This is a genomic window from Longimycelium tulufanense (assembly GCF_014645795.1).
GTDB lineage: Bacteria > Actinomycetota > Actinomycetes > Mycobacteriales > Pseudonocardiaceae > Longimycelium > Longimycelium tulufanense.
This window is the reverse complement of record NZ_BMMK01000047.1, coordinates 1-24,517: the sequence shown is the minus strand read 5'-3', so window position 1 is coordinate 24,517 and position 24,517 is coordinate 1. Positions and strand designations below refer to the sequence as shown.

At 69.8% G+C, this 24,517-nt stretch carries 23 protein-coding genes and 2 pseudogenes; 14 read left to right on the top strand and 11 right to left on the bottom strand.

Translation table 11 applies throughout. The annotated features are described in order from the left end of the window. Nucleotides 1-42 precede the first annotated feature (42 nt). The 3 genes from IEY55_RS28555 to IEY55_RS28545 form a co-directional block, all read right to left on the bottom strand. Nucleotides 43-843 (bottom strand): alpha/beta fold hydrolase, encoded by an 801-nt coding sequence (locus IEY55_RS28555; RefSeq protein ID WP_189061678.1) that lies wholly within the window; start codon nt 841-843, stop codon nt 43-45. A 98-nt stretch (nt 844-941) separates the two neighbouring features. After that, nucleotides 942-2,714, bottom strand: a complete 1,773-nt coding sequence (locus IEY55_RS28550) for an AMP-dependent synthetase/ligase (protein WP_189061677.1) — start codon at nt 2,712-2,714, stop codon at nt 942-944. A gap of 16 nt (nt 2,715-2,730) precedes the next feature. Continuing rightward, nucleotides 2,731-3,930: a lipase family protein gene (locus tag IEY55_RS28545; protein WP_229686847.1), complete on the bottom strand. Its 1,200-nt coding sequence runs from the start codon at nt 3,928-3,930 to the stop codon at nt 2,731-2,733. Between the two features lie 193 nt (nt 3,931-4,123). Between IEY55_RS28545 and IEY55_RS28540 the strand changes: the two genes are divergently transcribed. The 5 genes and pseudogenes from IEY55_RS28540 (at nt 4,124) to IEY55_RS28520 (ending at nt 8,099) form a co-directional block, all read left to right on the top strand. Continuing rightward, nucleotides 4,124-4,753: a TetR/AcrR family transcriptional regulator gene (locus IEY55_RS28540; protein WP_189061676.1), complete on the top strand. Its 630-nt coding sequence runs from the start codon at nt 4,124-4,126 to the stop codon at nt 4,751-4,753. Nucleotides 4,754-4,984: 231 nt separating this feature from the next. Then, nucleotides 4,985-5,602: a phosphatase PAP2 family protein gene (locus tag IEY55_RS28535; protein ID WP_189061675.1), complete on the top strand. Its 618-nt coding sequence runs from the start codon at nt 4,985-4,987 to the stop codon at nt 5,600-5,602. A gap of 11 nt (nt 5,603-5,613) precedes the next feature. Further along, a complete protein-coding gene (locus tag IEY55_RS28530; protein ID WP_189061674.1) occupies nt 5,614-5,895 on the top strand; it encodes a S26 family signal peptidase in 282 nt (93 codons plus the stop codon). A 24-nt stretch (nt 5,896-5,919) separates the two neighbouring features. Next, nucleotides 5,920-6,411 (top strand): annotated as a pseudogene (lepB, locus tag IEY55_RS32675) (signal peptidase I). A 398-nt stretch (nt 6,412-6,809) separates the two neighbouring features. Beyond that, a complete protein-coding gene (locus IEY55_RS28520; RefSeq protein WP_229686845.1) occupies nt 6,810-8,099 on the top strand; it encodes a salicylate synthase in 1,290 nt (429 codons plus the stop codon). A 60-nt stretch (nt 8,100-8,159) separates the two neighbouring features. Here the strand turns inward: IEY55_RS28520 and IEY55_RS28515 are convergent, their stop codons facing one another. The 3 genes from IEY55_RS28515 to IEY55_RS28505 all read right to left on the bottom strand — a co-directional run bounded on the left by IEY55_RS28515 (nt 8,160) and on the right by IEY55_RS28505 (nt 10,807). After that, nucleotides 8,160-9,035, bottom strand: a complete 876-nt coding sequence (locus tag IEY55_RS28515) for a spermidine synthase (protein ID WP_229686844.1) — start codon at nt 9,033-9,035, stop codon at nt 8,160-8,162. Beyond that, nucleotides 9,032-9,448, bottom strand: a complete 417-nt coding sequence (gene speD / locus IEY55_RS28510; protein WP_189061671.1) for an adenosylmethionine decarboxylase — start codon at nt 9,446-9,448, stop codon at nt 9,032-9,034. The genes IEY55_RS28515 and speD overlap by 4 nt, the downstream gene beginning before the upstream one ends. Nucleotides 9,449-9,607: 159 nt before the next feature. Beyond that, nucleotides 9,608-10,807: a type III PLP-dependent enzyme gene (locus IEY55_RS28505; protein ID WP_189061670.1), complete on the bottom strand. Its 1,200-nt coding sequence runs from the start codon at nt 10,805-10,807 to the stop codon at nt 9,608-9,610. A gap of 1,074 nt (nt 10,808-11,881) precedes the next feature. Here IEY55_RS28505 and IEY55_RS28500 point away from each other — a divergent pair. Next, the gene (locus IEY55_RS28500) at nt 11,882-12,493 is read left to right on the top strand and encodes a TetR/AcrR family transcriptional regulator (protein ID WP_189061669.1); all 612 of its coding nucleotides are present in this window, start codon (nt 11,882-11,884) and stop codon (nt 12,491-12,493) included. A gap of 141 nt (nt 12,494-12,634) precedes the next feature. Beyond that, nucleotides 12,635-13,741, top strand: coding sequence for an S-(hydroxymethyl)mycothiol dehydrogenase (locus tag IEY55_RS28495; protein ID WP_189061668.1), 1,107 nt, complete (start codon nt 12,635-12,637; stop codon nt 13,739-13,741). On the opposite strand, the gene IEY55_RS28490 is transcribed toward IEY55_RS28495, so the two are convergent. Together IEY55_RS28490 and mtnA are read right to left on the bottom strand one after the other, a co-directional pair. Then, nucleotides 13,738-14,469 carry a PIG-L deacetylase family protein gene (locus IEY55_RS28490; protein ID WP_189061667.1) on the bottom strand — a complete coding sequence of 244 codons (732 nt, stop codon included), beginning with the start codon at nt 14,467-14,469 and terminating at the stop codon, nt 13,738-13,740. The genes IEY55_RS28495 and IEY55_RS28490 overlap by 4 nt on opposite strands. Before the next feature lie 59 nt (nt 14,470-14,528). Further along, on the bottom strand, nt 14,529-15,542 hold the full coding sequence (gene mtnA, locus IEY55_RS28485; RefSeq protein ID WP_189061666.1) for an S-methyl-5-thioribose-1-phosphate isomerase: 1,014 nt from the start codon (nt 15,540-15,542) through the stop codon (nt 14,529-14,531). Nucleotides 15,543-15,581: 39 nt separating this feature from the next. On the opposite strand from mtnA, the gene IEY55_RS28480 reads away from it, so the two are divergent. The 3 genes from IEY55_RS28480 (at nt 15,582) to IEY55_RS28470 (ending at nt 18,308) form a co-directional block, all read left to right on the top strand. Then, on the top strand, nt 15,582-16,628 hold the full coding sequence (locus IEY55_RS28480; protein ID WP_189061665.1) for a gamma-glutamylcyclotransferase family protein: 1,047 nt from the start codon (nt 15,582-15,584) through the stop codon (nt 16,626-16,628). Nucleotides 16,629-16,764: 136 nt separating this feature from the next. After that, nucleotides 16,765-17,547 carry a transporter substrate-binding domain-containing protein gene (locus IEY55_RS28475; protein WP_189061664.1) on the top strand — a complete coding sequence of 261 codons (783 nt, stop codon included), beginning with the start codon at nt 16,765-16,767 and terminating at the stop codon, nt 17,545-17,547. 179 nt (nt 17,548-17,726) lie between these two features. After that, the gene (locus IEY55_RS28470; RefSeq protein ID WP_189061663.1) at nt 17,727-18,308 is read left to right on the top strand and encodes a DUF4232 domain-containing protein; all 582 of its coding nucleotides are present in this window, start codon (nt 17,727-17,729) and stop codon (nt 18,306-18,308) included. 47 nt (nt 18,309-18,355) lie between these two features. Here IEY55_RS28470 and IEY55_RS28465 read toward each other — a convergent pair whose 3' ends face one another. Together IEY55_RS28465 and IEY55_RS32670 are read right to left on the bottom strand one after the other, a co-directional pair. Further along, nucleotides 18,356-19,078, bottom strand: coding sequence for a hydrogen peroxide-inducible genes activator (locus IEY55_RS28465; protein ID WP_229686848.1), 723 nt, complete (start codon nt 19,076-19,078; stop codon nt 18,356-18,358). An 18-nt stretch (nt 19,079-19,096) separates the two neighbouring features. Beyond that, a pseudogene (locus IEY55_RS32670) lies at nt 19,097-19,291 on the bottom strand (helix-turn-helix domain-containing protein); the annotation flags it as partial. Nucleotides 19,292-19,386: 95 nt separating this feature from the next. Here IEY55_RS32670 and IEY55_RS28460 point away from each other — a divergent pair. The 3 genes from IEY55_RS28460 to IEY55_RS28450 all read left to right on the top strand — a co-directional run bounded on the left by IEY55_RS28460 (nt 19,387) and on the right by IEY55_RS28450 (nt 21,403). Continuing rightward, nucleotides 19,387-19,944 carry a peroxiredoxin gene (locus tag IEY55_RS28460; protein WP_189061662.1) on the top strand — a complete coding sequence of 186 codons (558 nt, stop codon included), beginning with the start codon at nt 19,387-19,389 and terminating at the stop codon, nt 19,942-19,944. Then, nucleotides 19,944-20,480 carry an alkylhydroperoxidase, AhpD family gene (gene ahpD / locus IEY55_RS28455; protein WP_189061661.1) on the top strand — a complete coding sequence of 179 codons (537 nt, stop codon included), beginning with the start codon at nt 19,944-19,946 and terminating at the stop codon, nt 20,478-20,480. The genes IEY55_RS28460 and ahpD overlap by 1 nt, the downstream gene beginning before the upstream one ends. An 80-nt stretch (nt 20,481-20,560) precedes the next feature. Then, nucleotides 20,561-21,403: a hypothetical protein gene (locus tag IEY55_RS28450; protein WP_229686843.1), complete on the top strand. Its 843-nt coding sequence runs from the start codon at nt 20,561-20,563 to the stop codon at nt 21,401-21,403. A 323-nt stretch (nt 21,404-21,726) separates the two neighbouring features. Here IEY55_RS28450 and IEY55_RS28445 read toward each other — a convergent pair whose 3' ends face one another. Then, nucleotides 21,727-22,578 carry an NAD(P)H-binding protein gene (locus IEY55_RS28445; RefSeq protein WP_189061660.1) on the bottom strand — a complete coding sequence of 284 codons (852 nt, stop codon included), beginning with the start codon at nt 22,576-22,578 and terminating at the stop codon, nt 21,727-21,729. A gap of 669 nt (nt 22,579-23,247) precedes the next feature. Here IEY55_RS28445 and IEY55_RS28440 point away from each other — a divergent pair. Continuing rightward, the gene (locus tag IEY55_RS28440) at nt 23,248-24,063 is read left to right on the top strand and encodes an AraC family transcriptional regulator (protein WP_189061659.1); all 816 of its coding nucleotides are present in this window, start codon (nt 23,248-23,250) and stop codon (nt 24,061-24,063) included. Nucleotides 24,064-24,517: the final 454 nt, after the last annotated feature.

Genomic DNA, 24,517 nt, shown 5'->3' with positions numbered 1-24,517 from the left:
ACCTGTCAACTGCAGGGGAAAGGAACCAGACAGGTTCAGGTTTCAGGCGGCGCCGGCAATGGTGGAGTTGCTGCCCTCCAACAAGATCTTGGCCACCAGGTCAGGCGCGTCGTTCATCGGAACGTGGCCGCAGCCGGGCAACGTGATGTGTCGTGCGTTGGGGAGCTGTCGCTGTGCCACCCGGGCCTGGTAAGGCGGTAGCGTCAGGTCCCGCGTGCCCCACGCGATCGTGACGGGCAGGTTCGGCGGGATCGGTTGGTGGAACGGGAAAGCACGCGGGAGTATCCACCGGATCGCCGGTTCGGCCGCACGGAACGCGCGGAAGTCACCGAGCGCGAGGTCCGGGTCCAGGCGCCAGGGTTTGCCGAGGAACGGCAGGTACATCATCGTCCGGCCGATTCCGGACCGCGACATCCGCGGTGCGAGTGGATTGACGATCTTCCCGAGCCGGACCCAGGCGCGGAACATGGTCCGCGTGTAGAGGAAGCCACGGTCGGTAACCCAGAATCCGGCCGGCGACAGGCAGGTGGCCGACCGAACCCAGCCGCGGCTCGCCGCCTCCAGGGCGACGCGTCCGCCCAGCGAGTTCCCGGCGATATGTGGACGGTCGAGCTGGAGACGCTCCAGCAGCTCCAGCAGCGGCTTCTCCAGGGTCGCGACGATGTCCCCGCCCGGGTCGGGCTCCAGCGGGGGTGACTCGCCGTGGCCGGGAAGATCGACGAGGATGACCTCGCGGTGGTCGACAAGGCGGTCGAGCACCGGGTACCACGCCTGCCGACGGTGGGAGATTCCGTGCACCAGCACCAGCGGGGGCCCGCTGCCAATCCGCTCGTACGCCAACATCGGTTTACGACACCACAACGAATCGGAAATCGGAAGAGCACGGCACGTCCACCGCGCCCCCTCGCCGGTTACGTTGACCCATGTGGGTGATACCTCCATCACGAGACATAGAGCTTGTCCAACACGTCGCGGTACTTGGCGGCGATGGCCGACCGACGCAGCTTCAACGTGGGTGTCAGCTCCCCGCTCTCCGGGCCGAAATCGTGTCCCAACACGGCGAATGCCCGCACCTGCTCGGGGCGGGAGTACCGCGCGTTGACCTCGTCCACCACGGACTGGACCAGGGCGCGGACCGCCGGGTGCCCGGCAAGCTGCGCCAGGTCCTCCGGCAGCCCGCGCTCCCGGGCCCACGGCAGGATCTCCTCGCCCTCGAGCGTGACCAACGCGACGAGGTACGGACGGCGGTCCCCGTGCAGTACCGCGTGCGAGATCCACCGGGACTGACGTAGGTCGTTCTCGATGGGATTCGGGCTGATGTTCTTTCCACTGGCCGGAATGATGAGTTCCTTCTTGCGCCCGGTGATTCGTAGGAAACCGTCCTCGTCGATCTCACCGAGGTCTCCGGTGTGCAGCCAGCCGTCGGCCAGCGCCCGCGCCGTGGACTCCGGGTCCCCGTGGTAACCGGCGAACATGTTGTCCCCGCGGGCCAACACCTCGCCATCATCGGCGATGCGGACCTCCACGCCGGGTACCGGCCGGCCCACCGTACCGATCTTGCGTGCTTCGAGGGTGTTGATCGAGATGACGGCCGTGCTCTCGGTCAACCCGTAGCCCTCGAGGATGGGTATTCCACAGGCGTCGAAGAACTCCAGCACCTCCGGCGCGATGGGTGCGGCCCCGGTCAGCGCGCCCTCGAGCTGTCCGCCGAAGGCGGCCCGCACCATGGCGAGCCAGCGGGCGTCGGCCTCGGCGAACTCCTCCCGCACCTCGGCGGGCACCTCCTCCCCGCGGCGCTGTGCACCGCGCACCTGCCGTCCCAGTTCCAGCGCCCTGCGGAAGGCGTCGCGGTCATCGGGCGGCACCTGGTCCAGCATGCTCAGCACGCGGTGATGGACCTTCTCGAAAAGCCTCGGCACCGAAGGAAGGAACCGCGGGCGCACCTGTGCCAGCTCGGCCACCACCTGCCGGACGTCCCCACCGAAGAAGTGCAGCACCCCACCGCGCCGGAAGACCTCGATCTGCACGATGCGGGCCAGCATGTGCGCCAGCGGCAGGTACAGGTAGACGACATCGCCGGCGGGCACGGGAATGCTGTCCCGCACCACCGCGAACGTGGCAGCCCAGTTGGCGTTGGTAATGACGCAGCCCTTGGGACTCCCTGTGGTGCCTGAGGTGTAGATGATCGTCGCCGGGCTCTCCGGACGTACCGCGGCCGCCCGCCGTTGCGGCTCGGCCGGGTCGACGTCCTTTCCCTTCGCCACCAGCTCATCCAGGTCGAGGGCACCGCCGGTGGACCCTTCCTCCATCACGACCAGTGCCCGGAACTTCTCCGCCAGCGCCGCAACCTTGGCCAGTTGCTCGGAGTTCTCGCAGATCACCAGCGAGGTTCCGGAGTCGGTGAGCACCCACTCGCATTCCGCTGGCGAGTTCGTCGGGTACACCGGCACCACCACGGCGCCGGCGGCCAGCGCGGCGAGGTCGCAGACAGTCCACTCCGGACGCGTCTCGGCGAGGATGGCGACGTGGTCGCCCGGCTCGACGCCGAGCGCGATGAGGCCGCGCGCCACGTCCCGCACCACTTCGGCCAACTGCCGGTAGGTCAACTTCGACCACCGGCTCGGACGCACCGAGCGGATGGCGGGGTCGTCGGCGAAGTGGCTTCCCGCGGCCGAGGCGAGATCGGCCAACCGGGACACGTCCAGAGTGGGCATTCCGCTGCCTCCTTCGTCAGCAGGAGCTTCCGGCCGGGGTGCCGAGGAACCTGTTGGCGAGCCAGTTCACCGCGACCGGGGCGCCGACGACGTCCCCGCTGATGTGTTCGGAGACCGGCATGGTCTTCCACTCGACGGTGGCGCCAAGCCGGCAGTAGTCGTCGAGCAGCGGCCGGGCGATGTGGTACGGGATGAGCTCGTCGAGATCGCCGTGGTACAGGAGCACGGGTGCGGTCGGCTTGCGCTGTCCGGGCCGGTTCTCGGTCAAACGCGCCCGCCAAGCGGGGTTCTCCAGCACGTCCGGCACGGTCGTCAGGTCGACGAGCCGGTGGAAGGCCCCGCGCACCGCCATGGTTGCCACACAGTCCTCACCGGCCTGCGCGACCAGCTTCCGCCCCTTGTCGTTGACCAGCTCGTCGTAGGGCAGGTCCGGGTAGGCGGAGCGGTAACCGGCGATGGCGCCGAGGGCCAGGCCGAAGAACGGTCCGCCGTCGACGTAGCGGGCCAGTTTGATCAGGTCGCGCGGGACGCCACCGGCGACCGCGCCGACGGTCTTCAGCTCCGGGGCGTAGCTCGGCTGCAGCTCGCCGGCGAACGCGGCGGCTTGGCCACCCTGCGAGTACCCCCAGAAACCCACGGGGCCGCTTGGGCTCAAGCCCGGTCCGGGTAGGCGCTGCGCGGCGCGCGCGGCATCGAGCATGGCCTGCCCGGCGGCACGTCCGACCGCGTAGTGGTGTACGTCCGGCGTGCCCAGCGCCGGATAGTCGGTGAGGACAACGGCCCATCCACGCATCAGGGGTTGCGCGATCAGGGCGACCTCGTTCTCGGTGCCGGCACGCATCTTGTACGAGGGGGCGCACTGGTCGCCGAGGCCGTGGGTGCCGACGGCGTAGGAGACGAGGGGGCGCGTCCCGGCGAGCCAGGGCACGCGCGGCACGAGCACGGTGCCGGTCACCGCGATGGGCTTCCCGGTCGCCGAGGTGGACCGGTACAGCACCTGCCAGGCGGCGACCGGAACCGGGGCAATACCGGTCGGCTCGACCCGGACGGCGATTTGCCGGGACCGGATCACGTCGCCGGGCTCACCCGGGGGCAACGGGGTGGGCGGCCGATAGAACGGGTCGTCGGCGGGGGTGGGGACGGTGCCGGCGTTGCTGCGCTGGGGCTCGGCGAGCGCGGCCTCAGCGCCGGTGAGGCTGGTGACGACGGCTGTCACCAGGGCTAACAGGAAACGGGGGCGACATCGGGGACGGGCACACGAGGACATCGGCGACCTCCGTGATCATCCTCACAGTGGTAAGCGAGGTTTTCACACAGTAGGGCCGACACCCTGTTCTGACAACGGTCATGACCGAATTCCGCAGGGCGGCAGTAACTACGCTCGGTCCCAGCCGGGGAGGGGAGGGCCCATGACGGAACGGGCGGCGCGGACCTACCGGGGCCTGGCCCCGGAGGAACGCCGCGCGGAACGACGGGAGCGACTGCTCGACGCCGCGATGGAGCTGTTCGCCCGGGACGGCTACCACGCGACCCGGATCGAACGGCTGTGCACGCAGGCCGGGGTCTCCACCCGCAACTTCTACGAGGAGTTCGACAACAAGGAAGCGGTCCTGCTGGCGCTACACAACCAGATCAACACCGAGGCGCTGGCCGAGGTCGACGCCACGCTCGCGGACGTGCCGGACGATGTGATCGCCCGGATCGAGGCCATCCTCACGGCGATCCTGCGCAACATCACCGCCGACCCGCGCAAGGCCAGGGTCGCCTACGTGGAGGCGGCCGGCACCAGCCCGGCGGTGGAAGCACAGCACCGGGAGTGGGTGTTGCGTTGGACGGCGCTGATCGAGCGCGAGGCCGAGCGGGCCGTACAGGCCGGTCTCGCCCCTCCCGGCGACTACCACACGCTCGGGATCGCGCTCACCGGCGCGGCCACCGAGCTGCTGCGGCAATGGCAGGCTCAGCCCGAGCCGGGCTCCCCCGCTCCGATCGCGGAGGCGTTGCGGCGGTTGGTGTTCGGCGGCTTCCTCACCCAACGCTGACCCGCCGCGCCCCGGCAGACCGTGATCTTGTGCACCGGCGACGTCGGAGCGCGCCCGAACCACCTCGCTTTCTCCTGATCGGCGATTAGGCTTCTGCCACCAGAGCGAACCGCCGTGACGACCCGCGACACGTCCCCCGTGGTTCCCTGGCTGGGGGAAGTGATCACACCACCGCCTGTGGTGACCGTGCGGGTCAGAAACGGCCACGACCGCCAGACCGGGAGCCGTCGCGTGACCACCGAGAAGACCGCCGGGAGCTCGTCCCCTGCCCGACTGCTCGCGTTCGTCGGCACGGAGGTGCTCAGCCCGTACACCGTGGTGTGCCTGCTGCCGCTGGCCATCGCCTGGCACGACACCCGGCAGCTCGGTCCGACTCTGGGCTGGGGCCTGTTCGTCGCCGCGCTCACCGGGCTGGTTCCACTGTGGATGATCAGCCGGGGCGCGCGGCGGGGCAGGTGGGAGGGCCACCACGTGGACAACCGCGAGGGACGCCTCGTCCCGCTCCTGATCGCCGTCGGCTCGCTCGCCCTCGCCCTGGTCGGGCAGCTCGCGCTGGACGGCCCGCGCGAGTTGCTCGTCATGACCTACGCCGAGTTGGCTCTCCTGTCGTTCGCGATCGTCATCACCAAGGCGCTGCGCTGGAAGATCAGCTTGCACGCGGCGGTCTCGACCGGTGCCGTCGCGATGGTGCTCTTCGCCTACGGCGGATGGCTCGGCCCCATCGTGCTGGCGGTGCCGTTGATCTGCTGGTCGCGGGTTTACCTGGGCAAGCACACCACGGCCCAGGTCCTGGCGGGTGTGGGCCTGGGCGCCGTGGTGGCCGGCCTGGTGTACGGGTTCCTGCTTTGATCCCCCGGAGCGTGCGCAGCGAGGTGGGTGAGCCCGAGGAGGAGTTTTCTGCCACCGAGCCGGAGGCTCGTCGCCTTTCCCTCGCGGCGAGGGTGTTGTTGGCCGTGCTCGTTCTCGGCTTCGGTTTCACCGTTGCCGGAATCGGCTTGCTCGTCACGAAGTTCGACGTCTACACGGTGCCCGGTAACGCCATGGCGGACACAATTCGGCCGGGTGATCGGGCTGTTGTCCTGCGGGCGGGAGAGGCCACGATCCGCCGGGGCGACGTGGTCCTTTTCGACGCACCACGCTGAGAGAAGGCGGCTTTCGGGCAGTTGGTGGGCCGGGTCGTCGCTGTCGGTGGTGACAGAATATTCTGTTGCAACGACGGTCGGCGGCTGGTGGTCGACGAAAAGTCGATCACCGAACCCTACATCCGAACCGACGAATCGGATCCGAGGTGAGCTTTCCTGCCCTTCCGGGTAACCGTGCCCGAACACCACCTCTTCATTGCGGGTGACAATCGGTCGGGCTCGGTGGATTCACGCCACCACGTGGACAACTTCCTCCAGGGAACGGTCCCGGAGACGACGGTGCGGGGAAAGGCGGTGCTGGTCCTGTCCCGGAAGGGCGTCAGCGCCCTGTTCACGTCCGCGTTCGCCGAGGCGGGCCTCGGGGAGGACGGAACGTCGGAGCTGCTGCGGATGGACCTCGCCGGCACGCTCGCCGTCGGCCTCGGCCTCATCGCGGTGTCGGTCGGCGGTGCGCTGGTCCTGCTCGCCGTCGGCGTCGTGCTCCGGCTCGTGCGGCGGAGCCCGGCGGCAAGCTGACGACGTGCCTGGCGGGCGCTGGAGGAGCGCCCGCCAGCCGCAGGCGAAAAGTGCGTCGTGCGGTGGTACACCCGACGAGGTCGCAATCGACCGGTCACACCGGCCCGGCCAGGGACGTCCCTACGTTCCGGCGAGAAAAGTCATCGCCGGACAGTCGGTGGCGTTCTCCCGCCAACATCACCGGGCGCAATGTAGGCGTCGAGAAGCCAATGTGGTCTACCTCATCGCCACGCGGAGCAGCGGGTGCACCCGGCTAGGTTTGGGAATGAGACTCCTCGCCGCCATGCCCCGGCACGCGTACCGCGGTCGAGGAGAAAGGCCGACGAGAAAGGCCACTTATGCCCGTTCCACCGGTTACCCACCGGTTCGAGCACGAGTTGGGACACGATCCTCTGCTCGTGTCGGCAAACCTCGTCCGTTCCGGGCCACCAGACGACTACGTTTTGTACGAGGATGGTGACTCTTGGTGTTACGCGTGTCATCCACTGGCCGAGATCGTCCTGACCACCAAGGCAATCCGCATTCGACAGGGAGACCGGGAGTGGGAGACCTCGCCGGGTGACGCTCCGATGGAGCAGGTCGCCGCCCTGCTGGACGGCCTGCCCGGTCACGGCTGGCGGGCCTACGGTTGGGCCGCCTTCGAGCTGGCCTACCTGCTCGCCGGTCAGGACCTGGACGCCCTGCCGCCGGACGAACCGCTGCTCCGGCTGATCGTTCCGGGCACCGAGGTCGTGCTCCGCGAGGGCCTTGCGGTGCTGCGCGGTACGGATGCCGAGGTGCTCGCCGGGCTGCGGGAGCAGCTGAACCGGCCGGTGGGGCGGACGATCGCGGCACCGCGACCGCTGCCCGTGGAAGACCTCGACCGGGACGGCTACCGGAACGCCGTCGGCACGGCGGTCGAGGCGATCCGGCAACGACGCCTGCAGAAAATGATTCTCTCCCGGGTGGTTCCCGTCGACTTCCCCGTCGACCTCGTCGACACCTACGTGGTCGGCCGACGGGGAAACAGCCCGGCGCGCTCATTCCTGCTCCACACCGGTGGCGTGGCCGCAGCGGGCTTCAGCCCGGAGACGGTGGTGGAGATCGACGCCGACGGCTGGGTCCACACCCAGCCGCTGGCCGGTACCCGGGCGACCGGCCAGGACGAGCGCGACACCGAACGGCTGCGCACCGACCTGTTGTGGGACACCAAGGAGCTGTCCGAGCACGCGATGTCGGTCAAGGTCGCTTACGACGAGATGGCCGCACTCGCCCGGTCGGGTACGGCCGCTGTCGCGGACTTCCTGTCCATCAAGGTGCGCGGAAGCGTGCAACATCTTGCGTCCTCGGTGCGTGGCCAGCTGCCGGTGGGCACGAGTGCGTGGGACGCGTTCGGTGCCCTGTTCCCCGCGGTGACGGCGTGCGGGGTTCCGAAACCCGCGGCGTACCAAGCGATTCGTTCCCTGGAGTCGCACCCGCGCGGGCTGTACGCGGGTGCCGTGCTGCGGGCCGAACAGGGTGGTGCGCTGGACGCCGCGTTGGTGCTCCGCACCGTGTTCCGCCAGGGCGGTTCCACCTGGCTGCGGGCAGGCGCCGGCATCGTCGCCGATTCCGACCCCGACCGGGAGTTCACCGAGACCTGCGAGAAGCTCCGGAGCATCGCCAGCTTCCTGGTGCCCGGGAACGCGGACGACACCACGACATTCTGAACGAGCGGAACGGGACCGCCCCATCCCCGGGGCGATCCCGTTCCGTCGATCTCCGTTCGGTCAGGCCCGGCTGTGCCGTACCTGGTAGGGCGGGATGCTGTTGGCGCGCAACGCGTCCACGTCGATGGTCTCGGGCTGGTAGGCACCCCTCTCCAGCCGCTCGACCATCAGCCCGGTCGGGTCGTCGACCACGTCCGCGCGACCGAACAGGTACGCCCACTCGTGCTCGTCGGAGCCGTAGTAGGCAGTCGTACCGAACACCTCGTTGAACCGGTGCCAGCAGCGGATCAACGTCGTGTTCCGCCACATGGTCTGGCAGCCGGCCTGGGTGACCACGACGCCGCCCGGTGCGAGCACGGTCTTGCACATGCGCAGGAAGTCCGTGCCGTACAGGCGGTTGTGCTGGGCCTCGTCCTCCCGCTCGTCGGGGAGGTCGACCAGCACGATGTCGTAGCGCACGTCGCTGTCGGCGGCATCGGCGAGGTACTGCCAGCCGTCGGTGTAGTGCACCCGAACCGGACCCTCGCCCCGCTCGGCCCGCTCCAGCTCCTCCGGCGCGTAGCCGTAGGGCAGGAGCCGCGCGCACAGCTTGACCGCCTCGGCGTCGATGTCGACGTGATCCACCCTGGTGGCGCCGGCCCGGACCGCGATCTGGCTGACCACGCCCTCGCTGGACCCGACGACCAGGACCCGATCGACCTTCTCGGCCAGCAGCAACGCCGGCACCAGCAGTGCCTCGTGGTAGACGAGCTGACTGAACTCGGTGCTCTGCCGATCATCGTCGCAGAACAACGACACGCCCTGGCTGGTCTTTCCGATGACCACGTGCTGATAGGCGGTATCGCCCTCGAACAACACGTCGTCGACCTGCCAGAGCCGGAACATGCCCTGGGATAGCGGCTCGCGGACGCAGCGGCCGCCTTCGATCTCGATCAACTCGCCCCCTCTCGGTGGCCGTCCGCGGGGGCCTCCGCCTCGCCGCGGTTGATGGTCTGCACCTGCGCACTGGTCGGGCGCAGGGCCTCGGTCAGCAGTTCGACGGCCCGCTCGGGCTTGGCCCGGGTGCCACACGTGAACACGTCGACGAACAACGCGCCCCGTTCCGGGTAGGTGTGCACCGAGGCGTGGGACTCGCTCAGCAGAGCCAGCACCGTGACGCCCTGGGGTTCGAACTGCTTGGAGATCACATCGCACACCGTCGCACCAGCCAGGTCCAGGACCTCGGCCAAGGTGCGGCGGAGGAACGGCTCATCGTCGAGGAGGGCCGGATCAACCCCTTCCAGCTCGGCGAGCACGTGTTGCCCGGCGAACAGCCCGACGGTCTGCACCGTCCCCGGGACAGCGGACATCTATCACTCCCAACTATCTCGGCCGCGCCTGGCGACGCGCGTGAATGGACCACCCCGTGGACCGGGGGTGGGGACTCGGTGGGGAGAAAGGGCCTGCGGGTCGGGCCGGTGGCGGCGGTGCCGGTGGCGGAGGATGCTCCACCACCGGCGACCGCAATGTCACGTCCGGTCACTGACGCAGTGGGTGGGCAACGGAGGGAACCCGTTGAAGCACACCGAGGCGTAGCTTGCGGTGTAGGCGCCGGCGCTCAGGATGTCCACCTGATCACCGGCGCGCAGATCCAGCGGTAGCTGGTAGCGAGTTCGCTGGTACAGCACGTCATCGCCGTCGCAGGTGGGGCCGGCGATCACGACGGGTCCGACCGGGCCGCCGTCGTGTGGCGTGACGATGCGGTAGGCGATCGCCTCGCCCTCGCACTCGGCCATCCCGTTGTAGCGCCCGACGTCCAGGTACACCCAGCGGTGGTCGTCGTCGTAGCTCTTGCGGGAGACCAGCACGACCTCGCTGCGGATCACGCCGGCGTCGCCGACGATCGAGCGGCCCGGTTCGACGGCCAGCTCGGGCGACATACCGCCGAAATGGCGCTCGACGGCCGCCCGCACCGCCTTGCCGTACACCGGAAGCGGTGACGCGGGTTCCAGGTAGGAGGCGGGGAAACCGCCACCGAGGTTGAGGAACCGGGCCCGGATCCCGCGCTCGGCCAGGGCGCGGAAGACCCGCGCGGCCGCGGCGATGCCGCCCTCCCACGCGTCCGGATCGGTCTGCTGCGAGCCGACGTGGAAGGAGACACCGTAGGGGGCCAGGCCCAGTTCGGCGGCGCGTGCGAGCAGGTCGATCGCCATGTCCGCGCTGCACCCGAACTTCCTGCCGAACGGTGTCTTCGCGCCGGCCGGCTCGACCAGCAGGCGGCAGAAGACCGACGAGCCCGGCGCCTCGGCGGCGATGTGTTCCAGGTCCTGGGTGCTGTCGAGGGCGAACAGGCGGACGCCCACGCGGTGGGCGTGGGCGACGTCGGAACGCTTCTTGATCGGGTTGCTGTAGGAGATGGTCTCCGGGCACGCACCCTGGGCGAGACACAGGTCGATCTCGGGCGGGCTGGCCACGTCGAAACACGCGCCCAGCCGCACCAGCAGTGCGACGACCTCGGGCGCGGGGTTGGCCTTGACCGCGTAGAAAACCCGTGCCTCGGGCAGGGCGGCGCGCACGTCGGCGTAGCGCTCGGCGACCGTCGGCAGGTCGATCACCAGGCACGGGGTCTGCGGGCGGTCGCGGTCGAGGAAGGTCCGGATCCTGGCCGGGACGCCCGCGGTGGCGGTTCGGCCCTGGCCCACCGATCGGCGATGGTCCACCGTTGCCATGTCCAGATCCCTCCTCCCGTCGCCATGCCCCTCGACGCGCAGCAGCCGGTGGCGCAACGAGGGGGTTGCCGCTGCTTGACTATGACGCGTCGGGAGCGTGTCCAGGTGTCGAACGCGCCGGCGCACAAAGACGTTCCGACGCGACCCGCCACTCTAGGGCACGATGCCAACGGATGGGACCCGGTGTGAGGTGGATCAGTCCGGTTCGATCGGGCTACCACGGCCGAAGGAGCTGACTTCGAGATTTGCGGTGCGCTGAAAGACTCTGTTAAGTCGATCGAAACAGTCGCCGCACGGGGAACGGAGCATGCGCCCGCACACCTGCGTGCGGCGTCCACTTACTTCTGTTCCGGATGTTTCTACGACGCCCCAAGCCACAACGGCCTGCGCCGGGCTTGCTGACCGGCGCGCCAGGCCCGCGGGACCTGAAGGATCTTCCCACAGCGCCGGGGAGGCACGGGTGGTACAGCGCCGAGCGGTGAGATTAGGGGACGTCCGACTCACACCCGCTTCACATATCCACTGTGGACATTGAACCCCGAGGTGGCGGGACTCCGACCGTTGGAAAACCGGCGACCCTCGCGGCCACCTGGACGGACCCGCGGTGCGGGCGTGCATCACCGAGCACCTGGGCAAGAACACGATCAGCAAGAACGGGTAGCCCGCGGACCACTCCACGGCCAGTACGGCAGGAAGGACATTCCCCAACCGGCCCAGCCGCACAGCGGACAAGATCGAAAAACAGCGGAGGCGACACACACCTTGCGAATGCGGACCGAATGCAATTGCCCCTGGGGGCGGACGCGGCGGAACTCGACCTGTGGCGAATGTGGCATCCCATGTCCTCCCGCCCGTACCAGTCCTCCCCATCTCGCGAGTGACGTGGCTTACTCCCCACGCGGAGAGGGGCGGGTCGAACCGCGGTGCCCGCGTTCCTTACCACCCGTGATGAACTGGGTCGCCGACGTTGACGTACTTCCATCGATCACCCGGTTCGGGGATATCGGAGAAGGATCATTCTCCGACTGTCGCGTTACTGTTGAGAACCGCCGTTCTCCAAGGAAGGGGTGCCGCGTGGACGACGAGGAGGCCAGGCAGCGGGTGCTCGACGCCGCCGAGGCGTTGTTCTACGAGCGCGGGCTCCAGGCGGTGGGGATCGACGACATCCGCGCGGCCTCCGGGGTGTCCTTGAAGCGCCTCTACCGCTGCTTCGGGTCGAAGCACGAGCTGGTGTCGGCCTACCTGGATCGCACCGACCTGAGATGGCGGTCCGCGCTGGCCGAGTACGTCAGCGCCGTGGGCGGCGACCCGCGGGAGGCGGTGCTGGCCGTGTTCGACTGGCTCGGGCTGTGGTTCGCCGAGCCCGGCTTCCGCGGGTGCGCGTTCATCAACGCGCACGGCGAGTTGGGCGAGGTCGCGCCGGACGTGGCGGCGGCGACCCGCCGGCACAAGGAGGCGTTGCTCGCCTACCTGACCCGCCTGGCGGAACGGGCCTGTCCGGGCGCCGGTCGCGCCCTGGCGAACCAGCTGCTCCTGGTCGTGGACGGCGCGATCGTGACCGCGGCGGTGCACGGGGCTTCGGGGGCGGCGGCCGCTGGCCGCGCGGCCGCCGCCGCGTTGCTCGACGCCGCCGAGCACAGCCGCGCCGCACGCCTACACCGCGACCAGCAGGTGATCCGGTCCTGAGTTGGCCGGGCCGGGTGCGCCGGGCGTGCCGGGTCCGCTGACCGACGCAGCGCCGTACCCCTGACCGGGGGACGTGCGGGTGCGGTGCGCGTGCGAGGCTGCGTCCGGAAGATCATGAGTCCGCAGGGGAGGCTGGGCGACGTGGCACACGAGGTGCGTGGGGTCGTCGCGCGGAGCAAGGGTGAGCCGGCGACGGTGGAGACGATCATCGTGCCCGACCCTGGGCCGGGTGAGGCGTTGGTCCGGGTCCGCGCGTGCGGCGTCTGCCATACCGACCTGCACTACCGGGAGGGCGCGGTCGGCGCCGAGTTCCCCTACCTGCTCGGGCACGAGGCCGCGGGCGAGGTGGTTGCGGTCGGGGACGGGGTGGCCGACGTCGTGCCGGGCGACCTCGTGGTGCTGAACTGGCGCGCGGTCTGCGGTCGGTGCCGGGCCTGCCGGCGTGGCCGTCCCTGGTACTGCTTCGACACCTTCAACGCCGAGCAGCCGATGCGGCTCGCCTCCGGTGAGCCACTCTCCCCCGCGCTGGGCATCGGTGCCTTCGCCGAGCTCACCCTCGTCCATAGTGGACAGTGCACGAAGGTGGATCCCGCGGTGGCGCCGGCGGCGGCCGGGCTGCTCGGGTGCGGTGTCATGGCCGGTGTCGGTGCGGCCATCAACACCGGTGCCGTCTCTCGGGGCGACAGCGTCGCGGTGATCGGCTGCGGCGGGGTGGGCAACGCGGCGATCGCCGGCGCGTTGTTGGCCGGCGCCACCACCATCATCGGCGTGGACATCGACGGGCGGAAGCTGGCCTGGGCACGGGAGTTCGGTGCCACCGACGTGATCGACGCGCGGGAGGCCGACGTGGTCGCGGGCATCCAGGAGCTGACCGGTGGTTTCGGCGCGGACGTGGTGATCGACGCGGTGGGTCGGCCGGAGACCTGGAAACAGGCGTTCTACGCCCGTGACCTCGCGGGCACCGTGGTCCTGGTGGGCGTGCCGACTCCGGAGGCGACCGTCGAGCTTCCGCTACTGGACGTGTTCTCCCGCGGTGGCGCGCTCAAGTCGTCCTGGTACGGCGACTGCCTGCCCTCCCGTGACTTCCCGATGCTGGTCGACCTGCACCGGCAGGGCCGGTTCCCGCTGGACCGTTTCGTCACCGAGGAGATCGGGCTGGCGCAGGTGGAGGGCGCCTTCGCCCGGATGGCACGCGGCGAGGTGTTGCGCAGCGTCGTGGTGCTCGGGGAGACGGCGCCGCTCGGCTAGGAGGTCCGAAGCAGCTCGAAGGCGACGCCGAGCCGGCCGCCGAACCGCCCGGCGACGTTCTCGGCGGCCGCGCGCAGGAACACCTCGGGCTCCGGCCAGCTCGGGCCCAGCCCCTCCAGGTAGGCACGGTGCTGCCGCAGCGACCGCACCCCTGCCGCGAGCGTGTCCGTGATGTCCACGGCATGCGTCGCCCGTGGCGAGGCGTCCACGGCGATGTGCCGGACCCCGGACCAGGGCGCAAGTCCCTCGTCGACGAGCTCCCGGAACACCCAGCGGTTGCCCGCGTCGGCCACCGCGTCGATCGCGGCCTGGCCGACCACACGGTGGTCGGCCTGGTTCAGCACCCCCGGCGCGTAGTTCTCGCGGTGGTTGACCACGATGACGGCCTCCGGGCGGTGCCGGCGAACGGCCCGGGCGACATCGCGGCGCAACGGGAGGCCGTACTCGACCATCCCGTCCGGGTGGTCGAGGAACTCCACGACGGTCACGCCGACCTCGGCGGCGCTGGCGACCTGCTCCCGGGCCCGCACCTCGGCGCACTCCGCCGGTGGCATGCCGTCGATGCCGGCCTCGCCCCTGGTCGCCAGCAGGTACGCGACGCGCCGGCCCTGCCCGGTCCAGCGGGCCACTGCCGACGCGCAGCCGTACTCGACGTCGTCGGGGTGCGCCACGACGACGAGAGCCGACGACCAGTCCTCCGGGAACTCCGCTAGGTCCACGGGCCGCATCCTGCCGCAGCCCGGGCCACACGTCGATCTCGGTCGCGTCCCGTCCGCCAGGGCGGCACTCAGGCGCGCTCCCCCTTGCGCGGCCAGATGACGCGGGACTCGGTCACGATCGCGGTCACCAGGTCGGCGGGGGTCACGTCGAACGCGGGGTTGAGCGCCGCGGTGTCCTCGGGAGCGGTCCGCCGGCCGCCCAGCTCGAGCACCTCGGCGCCGTCGCGCTGCTCGATCTCGATGCTGCGCCCGTCCGGCGTGTCCCGGTCGATCGTCGACTCGGGGGCGGCCACGACGAACGGGACGCCGGCGCGGGCCGCGGCCAGCGCGAGCGGGTAGGTGCCCACCTTGTTGGCCACGTCACAGTTGGCGGCCACCCGGTCCGCGCCCACGACGACCGCGTCGACCTCGCCGCGGGCGATCAGGCCAGCCGCGGCACCGTCCACCACGACCCGATGGTTCACACCGAGCCGGGCGAGCTCGACGGCCGTGATGCGGGCGCCCTGCAGCAGTGGACGGGTCTCGTCGGCGAGCACGAGCCGCACCAGACCGTCCTCGTGCAGGGCGCGCACGACACCGAGTGCGGTCCCCCACGCCACTGTGGCCAGGGCACCGGCGTTGCAGTGGGTGTGCAGGGCCATGGGCATGTCGCCGACGAGGTCGCGCAGCAGGGCCGCGCCGCGGCGGGACAGCGCCTCGTTGGCCCGGGCATCCTCCTCGACGATCTCCAGCGCCGCACGCAGGACGGCGTCGGGGCCGGCGGCGACGTGCGGTAGCACGCGGTTCACGGCCCAACGCAGGTTCACGGCCGTGGGCCGTGCGGACGCGATCCGTTCGGCGTCCGCACGCACGGCCTCCGGCTGGTAGCCGGTCCCGGCACTGCGACGCGCGGCCAGGGCGACGCCCAGCGCCCCGGCCGCGCCGATGAGCGGGGCTCCGCGCACGGCGAGCCGCCGGATGGCGTCCACCACGTCGTCGACCGTTTCCAGCCGCAACGGGACGACGTCCGGCAGCGCGGTCTGGTCGATGGTCAGGATGTGGCCTTCGACCCAATCAATGGTCCTGTCGTCCACAAGCCTCATATACATGACTGGTTGACGTGTTTCCAACCGGTCAAGGACATGGCTGACCCGTTCCCCGACGCCGAGCATCCGGCCGACCCCTATCCTGGCAGTGTGCCGCGTCACTCCTACGTGCACCATGGTGGCCTGGGCTGGCCGTTGCACCCCGATTTCGCCGCGCTCGGCGGCTGGCGCGTGGGCGAATGTGACCTGGACGACTGGTTGCTCCAGCGCAAGGCCCCGGTGCTGGCCGACCGCGTGCCGGTGCTGACCTACGGATCGAACCGCTGCCCCAGCAAGCTCACCTGGCTGCGGGAGCACCTCGGCCTAGCCGGGCCCGTGGTGGTGCTGCGGGCGCGAACCCACGATCTCGCCGCGGTATGGGCGTTCGGGCTCCGCGCCCGGGATGGTCAGCGACCCGCGACGTTGTGTGCCTTGCCCGGCTCGGTCGAGGAGCATTCGGTGTGGATGGCGACCCGCGAGCAGGTGCGCGTGCTCGACACCTGCGAAGGGCGCGGAAGGCGGTACCGGCTGAGCCGGGTGCGCTCCGGTCAGGTCGAGCTGGAGGACGGCTCGATCGTCGACTCCCCGTGGGCCTACACCGCCGCCACCGAGGTACGTCTTCCCTTGCTGGCCAACGGAAAGCCCGTCCGGTGCGTGGACACGCCCCAGGACGAGGCGCTCGCGCTGAAGGGTGTTCCCGGGCCTGACGGGCTGGATGTGTCCGAAGTGGATGGTGATCCGGCGGGTGACGAGTGGCCGGACCGCGTCTTCGTCTACGGCACGCTGCAGCCCGGCGCCTCCGCCTGGCCGTTGATGTCCCGGTTCGTGACCGACGAAGGAACACCTGCCCGGCTGGCCGGCACGGTCTACGACACCGGTCTCGGATATCCCGCGCTCCGCCTCGGGGACGGGCCGGGCGCGCCCGGCACCGTGCTGCGGCTCCGCGACCCCGAAGCGGCGTTCCGTCAGCTCGATGCCTACGAGGGAAGCGACTACCAACGGGTCCGGGTTCGCGTGAGCGACGGCACCGTCTGCTGGACGTACGTGTGGCTTTCCGACGTCGCCCAGCTTGCCGTGCTCGCCGAGGGCTGGCCCGCCGCCTGACGGGGCCTTGCCCGGTCTGCCGAACGACGGACCGGCTCGTGATCGGTGGGTGAGCGGCTTCGCCTCCGCACCCCGCCGTTCCAACCGGCGGACGCTTTCCTTGCGTGTCCGGCCGGCATCCGGCCAGCATCGCCGGGTGCGGCTGAGAGTCCTGGTCATCACGCTTGCGCTCCTCTTCGGTACCGCGCTGACCAGTGCGGCGGGGCCCGCCCCGTCGCCGGCGAGCCGGCTGGAGGCGGTGACCTCTCGCGGAGAGGTCCGGGTCTGCAGCACCGGCGACTACCGCCCGTTCACCCACCTCGAGGACGGGAACTGGAGTGGGATCGACGTCGAGATGGCGCAGGACCTCGGGCGGCGGCTCGGTGTGCGGGTGACGATGGTGCCCACCACCTGGAAGACCTTGCTCGACGACTTCGTCGCCAAGTGCGACATGGCCGTTGGCGGTGTCTCCGTCACACTCGACCGCGCCAGGCGGGCGTTCTTCAGCGACGCGTACCTCGTGGACGGCAAGACACCGATCACTCGTTGCGAGAACGGCGGCCGTTTCGGCACGCTCGACGAGATCGACCAGCCCGGGGTCAGGGTCATCGTCAACCCCGGTGGGACGAACGAGCGGTTCGTCCGATCCAGGCTCACGCGAGCCACGATCGTCACTCATCCGGACAACACCACGATCTTCGACGAGATCGTCGCCGGGCGAGCGGACCTGATGATCACGGACGCGGTGGAGACCAGGTATCAGGCCAAGCTCCATCCCGAGTTGTGCCCGGTACATCCCGATAAGCCGTTTACGTATGTGGAGAAGGCATATCTCCTGCCCCGGGGCGACGTGATCTTCCAGCAGTGGGTGAACCACTGGTTGAGCATCGCCCGGCACGACGGCACCTACGACGGGATCGTGACCCGGTGGCTCGGCTGATCCGGTTCCCGCCGTGCGTGTCCGCCCGGCTTCGCGGATGTTCGGGGCGTATTTCGGATCGTTGATTTCCTTGGGCCACAAGGGTGACTATTCCGGTCGCGCGCCAACCCGCGGACCCCTCAGGCGTCTTCGTTGTAGGGAAACGGGGAACTCCACGGGGAGACGGGAGGTGGATCGTCATGAGAACCATGGCCGGAGCGATCCTGGTGGCTGGCGTCGTGTTCACTGCGTGCGGTGGTCCGACCGGTGGGCCGGCGCAACCGACCGGGAACGACAACACCGCGACGAGCCCGCGCACCACCGCGCATCCGGTGTCGCTCAGCAAGCCCGAGAACGAGGGCGTGCGCTGCACGGCGGAGATGCTCCAGGGCCGGATCGAGCTGCAGGACCAAGGCGCCGGGCAGCGTTACGGCCAGCTGGTGGTGACCAACGTCAGCGACCGAGCGTGCCAGCTCTACGGGTACGCCGGCCTGGAGCTGGTCAGCAGCGCGCGGGGAGAGCGGTTGCCCACCAACGTCGAGCGCGTGGACGAACCGGGGCCGTCGCTGGTCCGGCTCGCCCCGGGTGAGCGGGCCGCGATGAGCCTGCACTGGGGCGTGGTGCCGGGCAGCGGTGAGCCGTACGACCGGCCGTGCCAGCCCGAGGCGGACGTGCTGTCGGTGATCCCGCCGGACGAGACCGAGCCTTTCCGGGTGCCGTGGTCGTTCGGCGTGGTCTGTCAGCAGGGCCGGATCGAGGCCGGGGCCTTCCACGGCCTGTGACGCCGTGACCGACCCGAACTTCTCGACCAGAGGAGGGGTTTCCCGGCTCAGCTGGGGAGGCGGACGGGGAGCTTGCGGGTGCGGACGGCGCGGCGGAGTTCGGCGGCGATCTCGGTGTACTCGGCCGCCCGGCCGGCGCTCTCCCGGTAGACCAGGCCGATCCGACGGCCGGGCGCGGGGTCGCAGAAGCGCGCCGCGGCCAGCCCGGAGCGTCGGGTCTCCACGCCGACGGCGGTCTCGGGCAGCAGGGTCACGCCCATCCCGGCCGCGACGAGCTGGACGAGGGTGCCCAGGCTGGCCGCGCGGGTGGCGGCCTCGACCCGGCCGCCAACCTCCCGACAGACGTCCAGCGCCTGGTCACGCAGGCAGTGCCCCTCCTCCAGCAGCATGACGTCCAGCTTGCGCAGGGCGACTCGGGACACGTCGATGGTGCCGGCCAGCTCGTGCCGCTTCGGCACGACCAGCACGAAGTCCTCGGCGTAGAGCGGAACCTCGGCCAGGCCGCGCCCACCCGCCGGCAGGGCGAGCACGGCGACGTCGAGCCGCCCGGTCCCCAGGCCCTCCAGCAGCCGCCCGGTGCGCTCCTCGTGCACCTCGGGTTCCAACGCGGGGAAAGCCTTGGCCAGTGCGTCCAACGCGACCGGCAACAGGTAGGGCGCGACGGTGGGGATGATCCCGAGCCGTAGCGTGCCCGCGAACGGCTTGCCGACCATCGCGGCCTCGGTCACGAGCGCGTCGACCGCGTCCAGGACGGCACGTGCTTTCGGCACAAGCCGTTCCCCTGCAGTGGTGAGCATCACCCGCCTTGTGGTGCGTTCCACAAGCCGAGTTCCGAGCGTCTCTTCGCACCCGGCAACTGCCGCCGAAAGCGTGGGCTGGCTTACGCCGAGTGCCGCAGCCGCCGCCCTGAAGTGCAGAAACTCGGCCACCGCAAGGAACGCTCGAAGCTGGGGGAGCGTCGGCCCGGAGTTATTGATCAGCACTTCCGATCAGTTTACTCGGAGAAGTCGATTTGCCCTATCAATCCGCCGGCTGGTCCGATGTGGATGGGAGTCGTTGACAAACAACTCAGGAGGGCATGGTGCTCACTGTCGGCCAGCAGTTCCCGGAGTACTCGGTCACGGCATGCGTGTCGCTGGACCCGGAGAACGCCTTCCAGGCCATCGACCACAAGTCCCACCAGGGCAAGTGGCGCGTGGTTTTCTTCTGGCCCAAGGACTTCACCTTCATCTGCCCCACCGAGATCGCCACGTTCGGTCGGCTCAACGGCGAGTTCGCCGACCGCGACACCCAGGTGCTCGGCGTGTCGGTGGACTCGGAGTTCGTGCACTTCGCCTGGCGGAAGAACCACCCCGACCTGCGCGAGCTGCCGTTCCCGATGCTCAGCGACGTCAAGCGCGAGCTGACCGAGGCGTGCGGCGTGCTGGGTGAGGACGGTGTCGCGCAGCGCGCCACCTTCATCGTCGACCCGGACAACGTGGTGCAGTTCGCCATGGTCACCGCGGGTTCGGTGGGCCGCAACGTCGAGGAGGTGCTGCGGGTGCTGGACGCCCTGCAGACCGACGAGCTGTGCCCGTGCAACTGGAACAAGGGCGAGGACACCCTGGACGCCGCCAAGCTGATGGTGGAGGCCTGATGTCGCTGGATGCCCTCAAGGAGGCGCTGCCTGCCTACGCCAAGGACACCAGGCTCAACCTCGGCTCGGTGATCGGCACCTCGACGCTGCCGGCGCAGCAGCTGTGGGGCACCGTGCTGGCCGTCGCCGTGGCGTGTCGCAACGAGCAGGTGCTGCGGGAGCTCGACGAGGCCGCCCGCGAGCACCTGTCCGCCGAGGCAGTGCAGGCGGCGAGGGCCGCCGCCTCGATCATGGCGATGAACAACGTGTACTACCGGGCCAAGCACCTGGTCGGTGACCCGGAGTACAACAACCTGCCGGCGCGGCTGCGTATGCAGGTCATCGGCAACCCGGGCGTCGACAAGGTCGACTTCGAGCTGTGGTGCCTGGCGGTCAGCGCCATCACCGGCTGCGGGGTCTGCCTGGAGTCGCACGAGAAGGCGCTGCGCAAGGAGGGCGTGCCGCGGGAGACCGTGCACGAGGCCCTGCGCATCGCGGGCGTGGTGCACGCGGCCGCGGTCACGCTGGACGCCGAGCGCGTCCTGGCCGACGCCTGAGGCGGAGCGGGAACGACGGACGCGGGGTTCCTCCGAACGGAGGGACCCCGCGCCGCGTTTCGGCCACCGGTGGCGCCGGGGTGAGCCGGCTGCGCAAGAATTCCCTCGCCATGGACGAGGACCTGGAGTTGTTGCTCACCGCGGTGGTCGCCGCCGAGAACGACCTGATGGCGCGCGCTGCCTGCCGGGACCTGCAGGCGAGGGTGGCCGGCCGGGTGGTGGAGACGGCCGACTGCTCGGACGAGGACCCCGGCTGCTGGTCGGTGACGATCAGCTGCCTACCGGGAGACCGGGCCGCACCGGACGACGCGGCCGGCCTGTCCCGCGCGGTCCGCGACTTCCTGCGCCGGCTCGGTCCGGAGTTCACCGCCGCCCGGGTCAGCTGTGAACCGCCGACGGCGTGGACGGTGCTCGACGATCCCGACCTCGTCGGCCGGCTGGTGCGCCGCGGCGAGCGACTGCTGGTGGAGGCGTGGACCGGGGCCGGTTGGTTGCCCGTGACCGGTGACGTCCGGCCGGGCGACGAGGATCCCGACGAGCTGGACTCCTCGGTGTGGACCGAGCCGCCGGACGACGGCGGCGGACCTCGACTGCGGTTGTGGGTGGAGGTCGTGGCCGAGCGCGAGGCCGGGGCCGAGTGGCAGGCGCGGGCGGTGGCGGGCCGGGTCGCGCGTTCGGCGCGGCTTCTGGAGTCCGTGCGGCGGGACACGGTGATCCGGGTCGGCTTCGATCTCGGTCCGGTCCGCGGCGACACCGCGCAGGTGCTGAACGACGCGATGATCGCGCTCGGTGGGAACGGCTGGACCTTCCCCCAGCAATTGGAACGGGCGATGGTGGCGCGCTGGATGTCATCTGCTCTTCCCCGCTCGGGCATCGCCGCGATCGAGCTCTCCGCCGACTTCATCACTCCGGCACCGCGGTGAGCTCGCGGCAAACCAGCGCCGCGAAGGGGCCTTGCTGCCGGCTGTTGTCCGCCCGTTCTCCGTTACGGACGGCCGGTAGCAGCGGATTCCCCAGCTGGCAGAGAGGTTCCGGGCCGCCGGTTGTTGACCGTTCTCCACGTCTTTGGCGATCAGGAGGCGGAAAGTCAGCAGGGCGAACAGGATCTCCACCGCATCCGGCCGAATCATCGACGCGTCCCGCAGCAGCACACCCGCGCGCTGCCTTCGTGGGGCCTGCGGCCAGCGCACAGAGGCAGAAACCCGGGTTGGTTGGGTCGCGCGGTGCACGACCCAACCGACGGCAGTCAGCCGAGCTCGGCCGCGTGATCGGCCGCCCACTCCGTGAGCGTCCGCCCCGGCCGGCCGATGACCCGCTCGAAGGCCGGGGACACCGTCGGCGGCGCATCGGTGTATTCGGCCTGGTAGCCCAGCATGTAGTCGGCGACCTCCACGGGAAGCCCGGCCTCGACGAAGAACTCGCGGGCCCGCCCGTAGGTCACCCGCTCGTAGTGGATCTCGCGACCGAGGCCGGCACCGATCGCTGCGGCCTGCTCCCGGTGGCTGAGCGCCTGCGGCCCGGTCAGGGTGTAGGCCTTGCCGGCATGGCTGTCCTCGAGCAGTGCCCTGACGGCCACCTCGGCGATGTCGGCCTCGTGGATCGGCACGCCCAGCGTGTCCGGGTAGGGGTTGCGGACCACGTTCTCCGCACGGATCGAAGGACCCCAGGTGGCCAACTTGTTCGCCGCGAACTCACCGGGCCGCAAGTGCGTCCACTGTAGACCCGATTCCTCGATGACCTGTTCCACTTCGTGGTGGGTCTCATAGCTGCCCACACGTCGTTCCGTAACGGCGTCGGTGGACAGGAACACGACACGTTTCACGCCGGACTTTCCAGCCAGCTCGAGGAAGCTCCTCGCGTGCTCGACCACCTGCTCGGACTCCAGGACCGCCACCAGGTAGACCCGATCCACACCGTCGAGCACCGGTTCGAGGGTGTGCCGCCGGGTCAGGTCGCCGGTGACGACATCCGCTCGTTCCGGAAGTCCCGCCCGCGCGGGGTTTCGGGTCAGGGCCCGAACCGGCTGGCCGGCCGCCAGGAGCTGATCGACGAGCACCCGACCGACGGTTCCGGTCGCTCCGGTCACGAGAATCGTCATGCCGACTCCAATCCTGTGGGTGACAGGGAACATTGCCCGCATTCGCGGATCTTGCACCGCAGGTCGGACGGTACGGGCCCATCGCCACTACGTGCACATAGGTCTTTGCAGGAGAGAACACCTGCGGAAACGGCTTGCGGGAACGAGGGGGACCTGCTCTGCGAACGCGCCGACTTACCCCTTGCACTGCGCGCTTGGGCCACCTTCTACTCGTTGTGCGACATGAAACGAGACCTCGTCAATCGGATCTCGACACCGCTGGTCAATGGCGATATCGAGTCGATCCAGGAAGTACGTCGCGGCGAATCGGAAGCAACTATTGACGACACCGCAACGGCCACGCGGCACGGACGCGCCCAACGGACCAGATGGAAGGAAGGAACCCGGCCACCTGAAAGCCAAGCGGTTCCGAGACAGGCAGCCGCCGATCTTGGTCCTTCCTGTCGAGGGCGGAGGTATGTTCTGTCAGTCGTTGAGGCGATACGACCGGTAGATCATCCTTGATTGCCTTGTCAGGTGGTCGAGACGACGAGGACGGAATGGTTCTGGTCATGCCCCGCCGGCTCGGGGGAGATGGCGTACCGACGTCCCCACCCCTCGCTCGCACGAGACGTCTGGGCCTATCGCGGCTTCCGATTGGAGCAGGATGAGCCCCGGTACAGGTTGGAGGTGCCCGACGGCACCGTCTCGATAGTCCTGACCCTCGAGGGACAGCTACAGATCATGGGGCCAACACCCTCCGGGGTCGGCCATTCGACCAAGGACAGCGGATATCGGTTGTTCCGGTCCTTGGTGGTCGGTGTGCACACCGTGCCCCGGCTCGGTGGGCACGACGGTCGTTGGTGCGGGGTGGCGATCCTGTTGGCTCCATGGAGCGTACGGACGGTGCTCGGTCTGGCGGCCCACGAGCTGACCGACCAGATCGTCGACCTGGACGAGGTACTTTCACACACGTTCTCCGGGGAGCTGTTGGAACGGTTGGGCGAAGCCCGGTCATGGGCGGACCGGTTCGCGCTGCTCGACCGGACTCTCGTGCGTCGGCCCCGCCCGGAGCCAACGTCCTTGCCACGGGTCGTGTCCGCCTGGCGAGAGTTGGAGCGGCGGCCGGCAGGGGTATTGGTACCCAGGCTGGCCGACGAGGTCGGTTGGGGACGACGGCGGCTGGAAAGCTGCTTCCGGGAGCAGATCGGGCTCTCGCCCGGCAACGCGGCACGAGTGCTACGGCTGCAGCACGCCCTGCATCGACTCGTGGAGGGTGGATCAGTCGCTGAGGCGGCCACCGCCGCCGGCTACTTCGACCAGCCGCACCTCAACCACGAGTTCCGGCGGATGGTGGGTCGCACCCCCACGGAGTTCCTCCGGGCACGACGGCTACGCCTGCCGGGTCCCCCCCTGGAGGACCGCGCGCCGGGGCTGATCACCAGCGCGGTGGCCAGCCCGTTGCGCACGGGTACAAGACAAGGTCGTCCGGCTCGGACAAGCTGAACCCCAGCGGGGCGACGAGACCTGGGGGTCGGGACGGGGGCGCGGGACGTTGTCTCACCGGGGCACGAGGCACCTGGGTCCCCGTTCCGCTCGACCCGCGACCCAGGTGATGCGTCACCGACCGAAAGGGGCGCCGTGATCCGCGGGGCGTCGCGAGTAGCAGTGGTCATTGGCATGCCCGGAGCACTCCTGAGAGGTACCGTCGCCGCGATCGCCACGGCCGACGAGACCACAACCTCAACGGCCAACGAGAGCACCATTCTCGCCCCATGTCGTGCTCCACCCAGAAGCTGAGCGCGACGAGGGCCCGTGGCTGGTGTTCCGGCGGAAAATACCGGCGCGTGGGCATCGAGTGCACTGATGGCCGCCATTACTGCAGCTGGCCCACGACTAAGAGCGTGTCTCACTTGGTAGATCGTTGAGGTGGGGTAGATGATCTCCACTCGTGGACGAT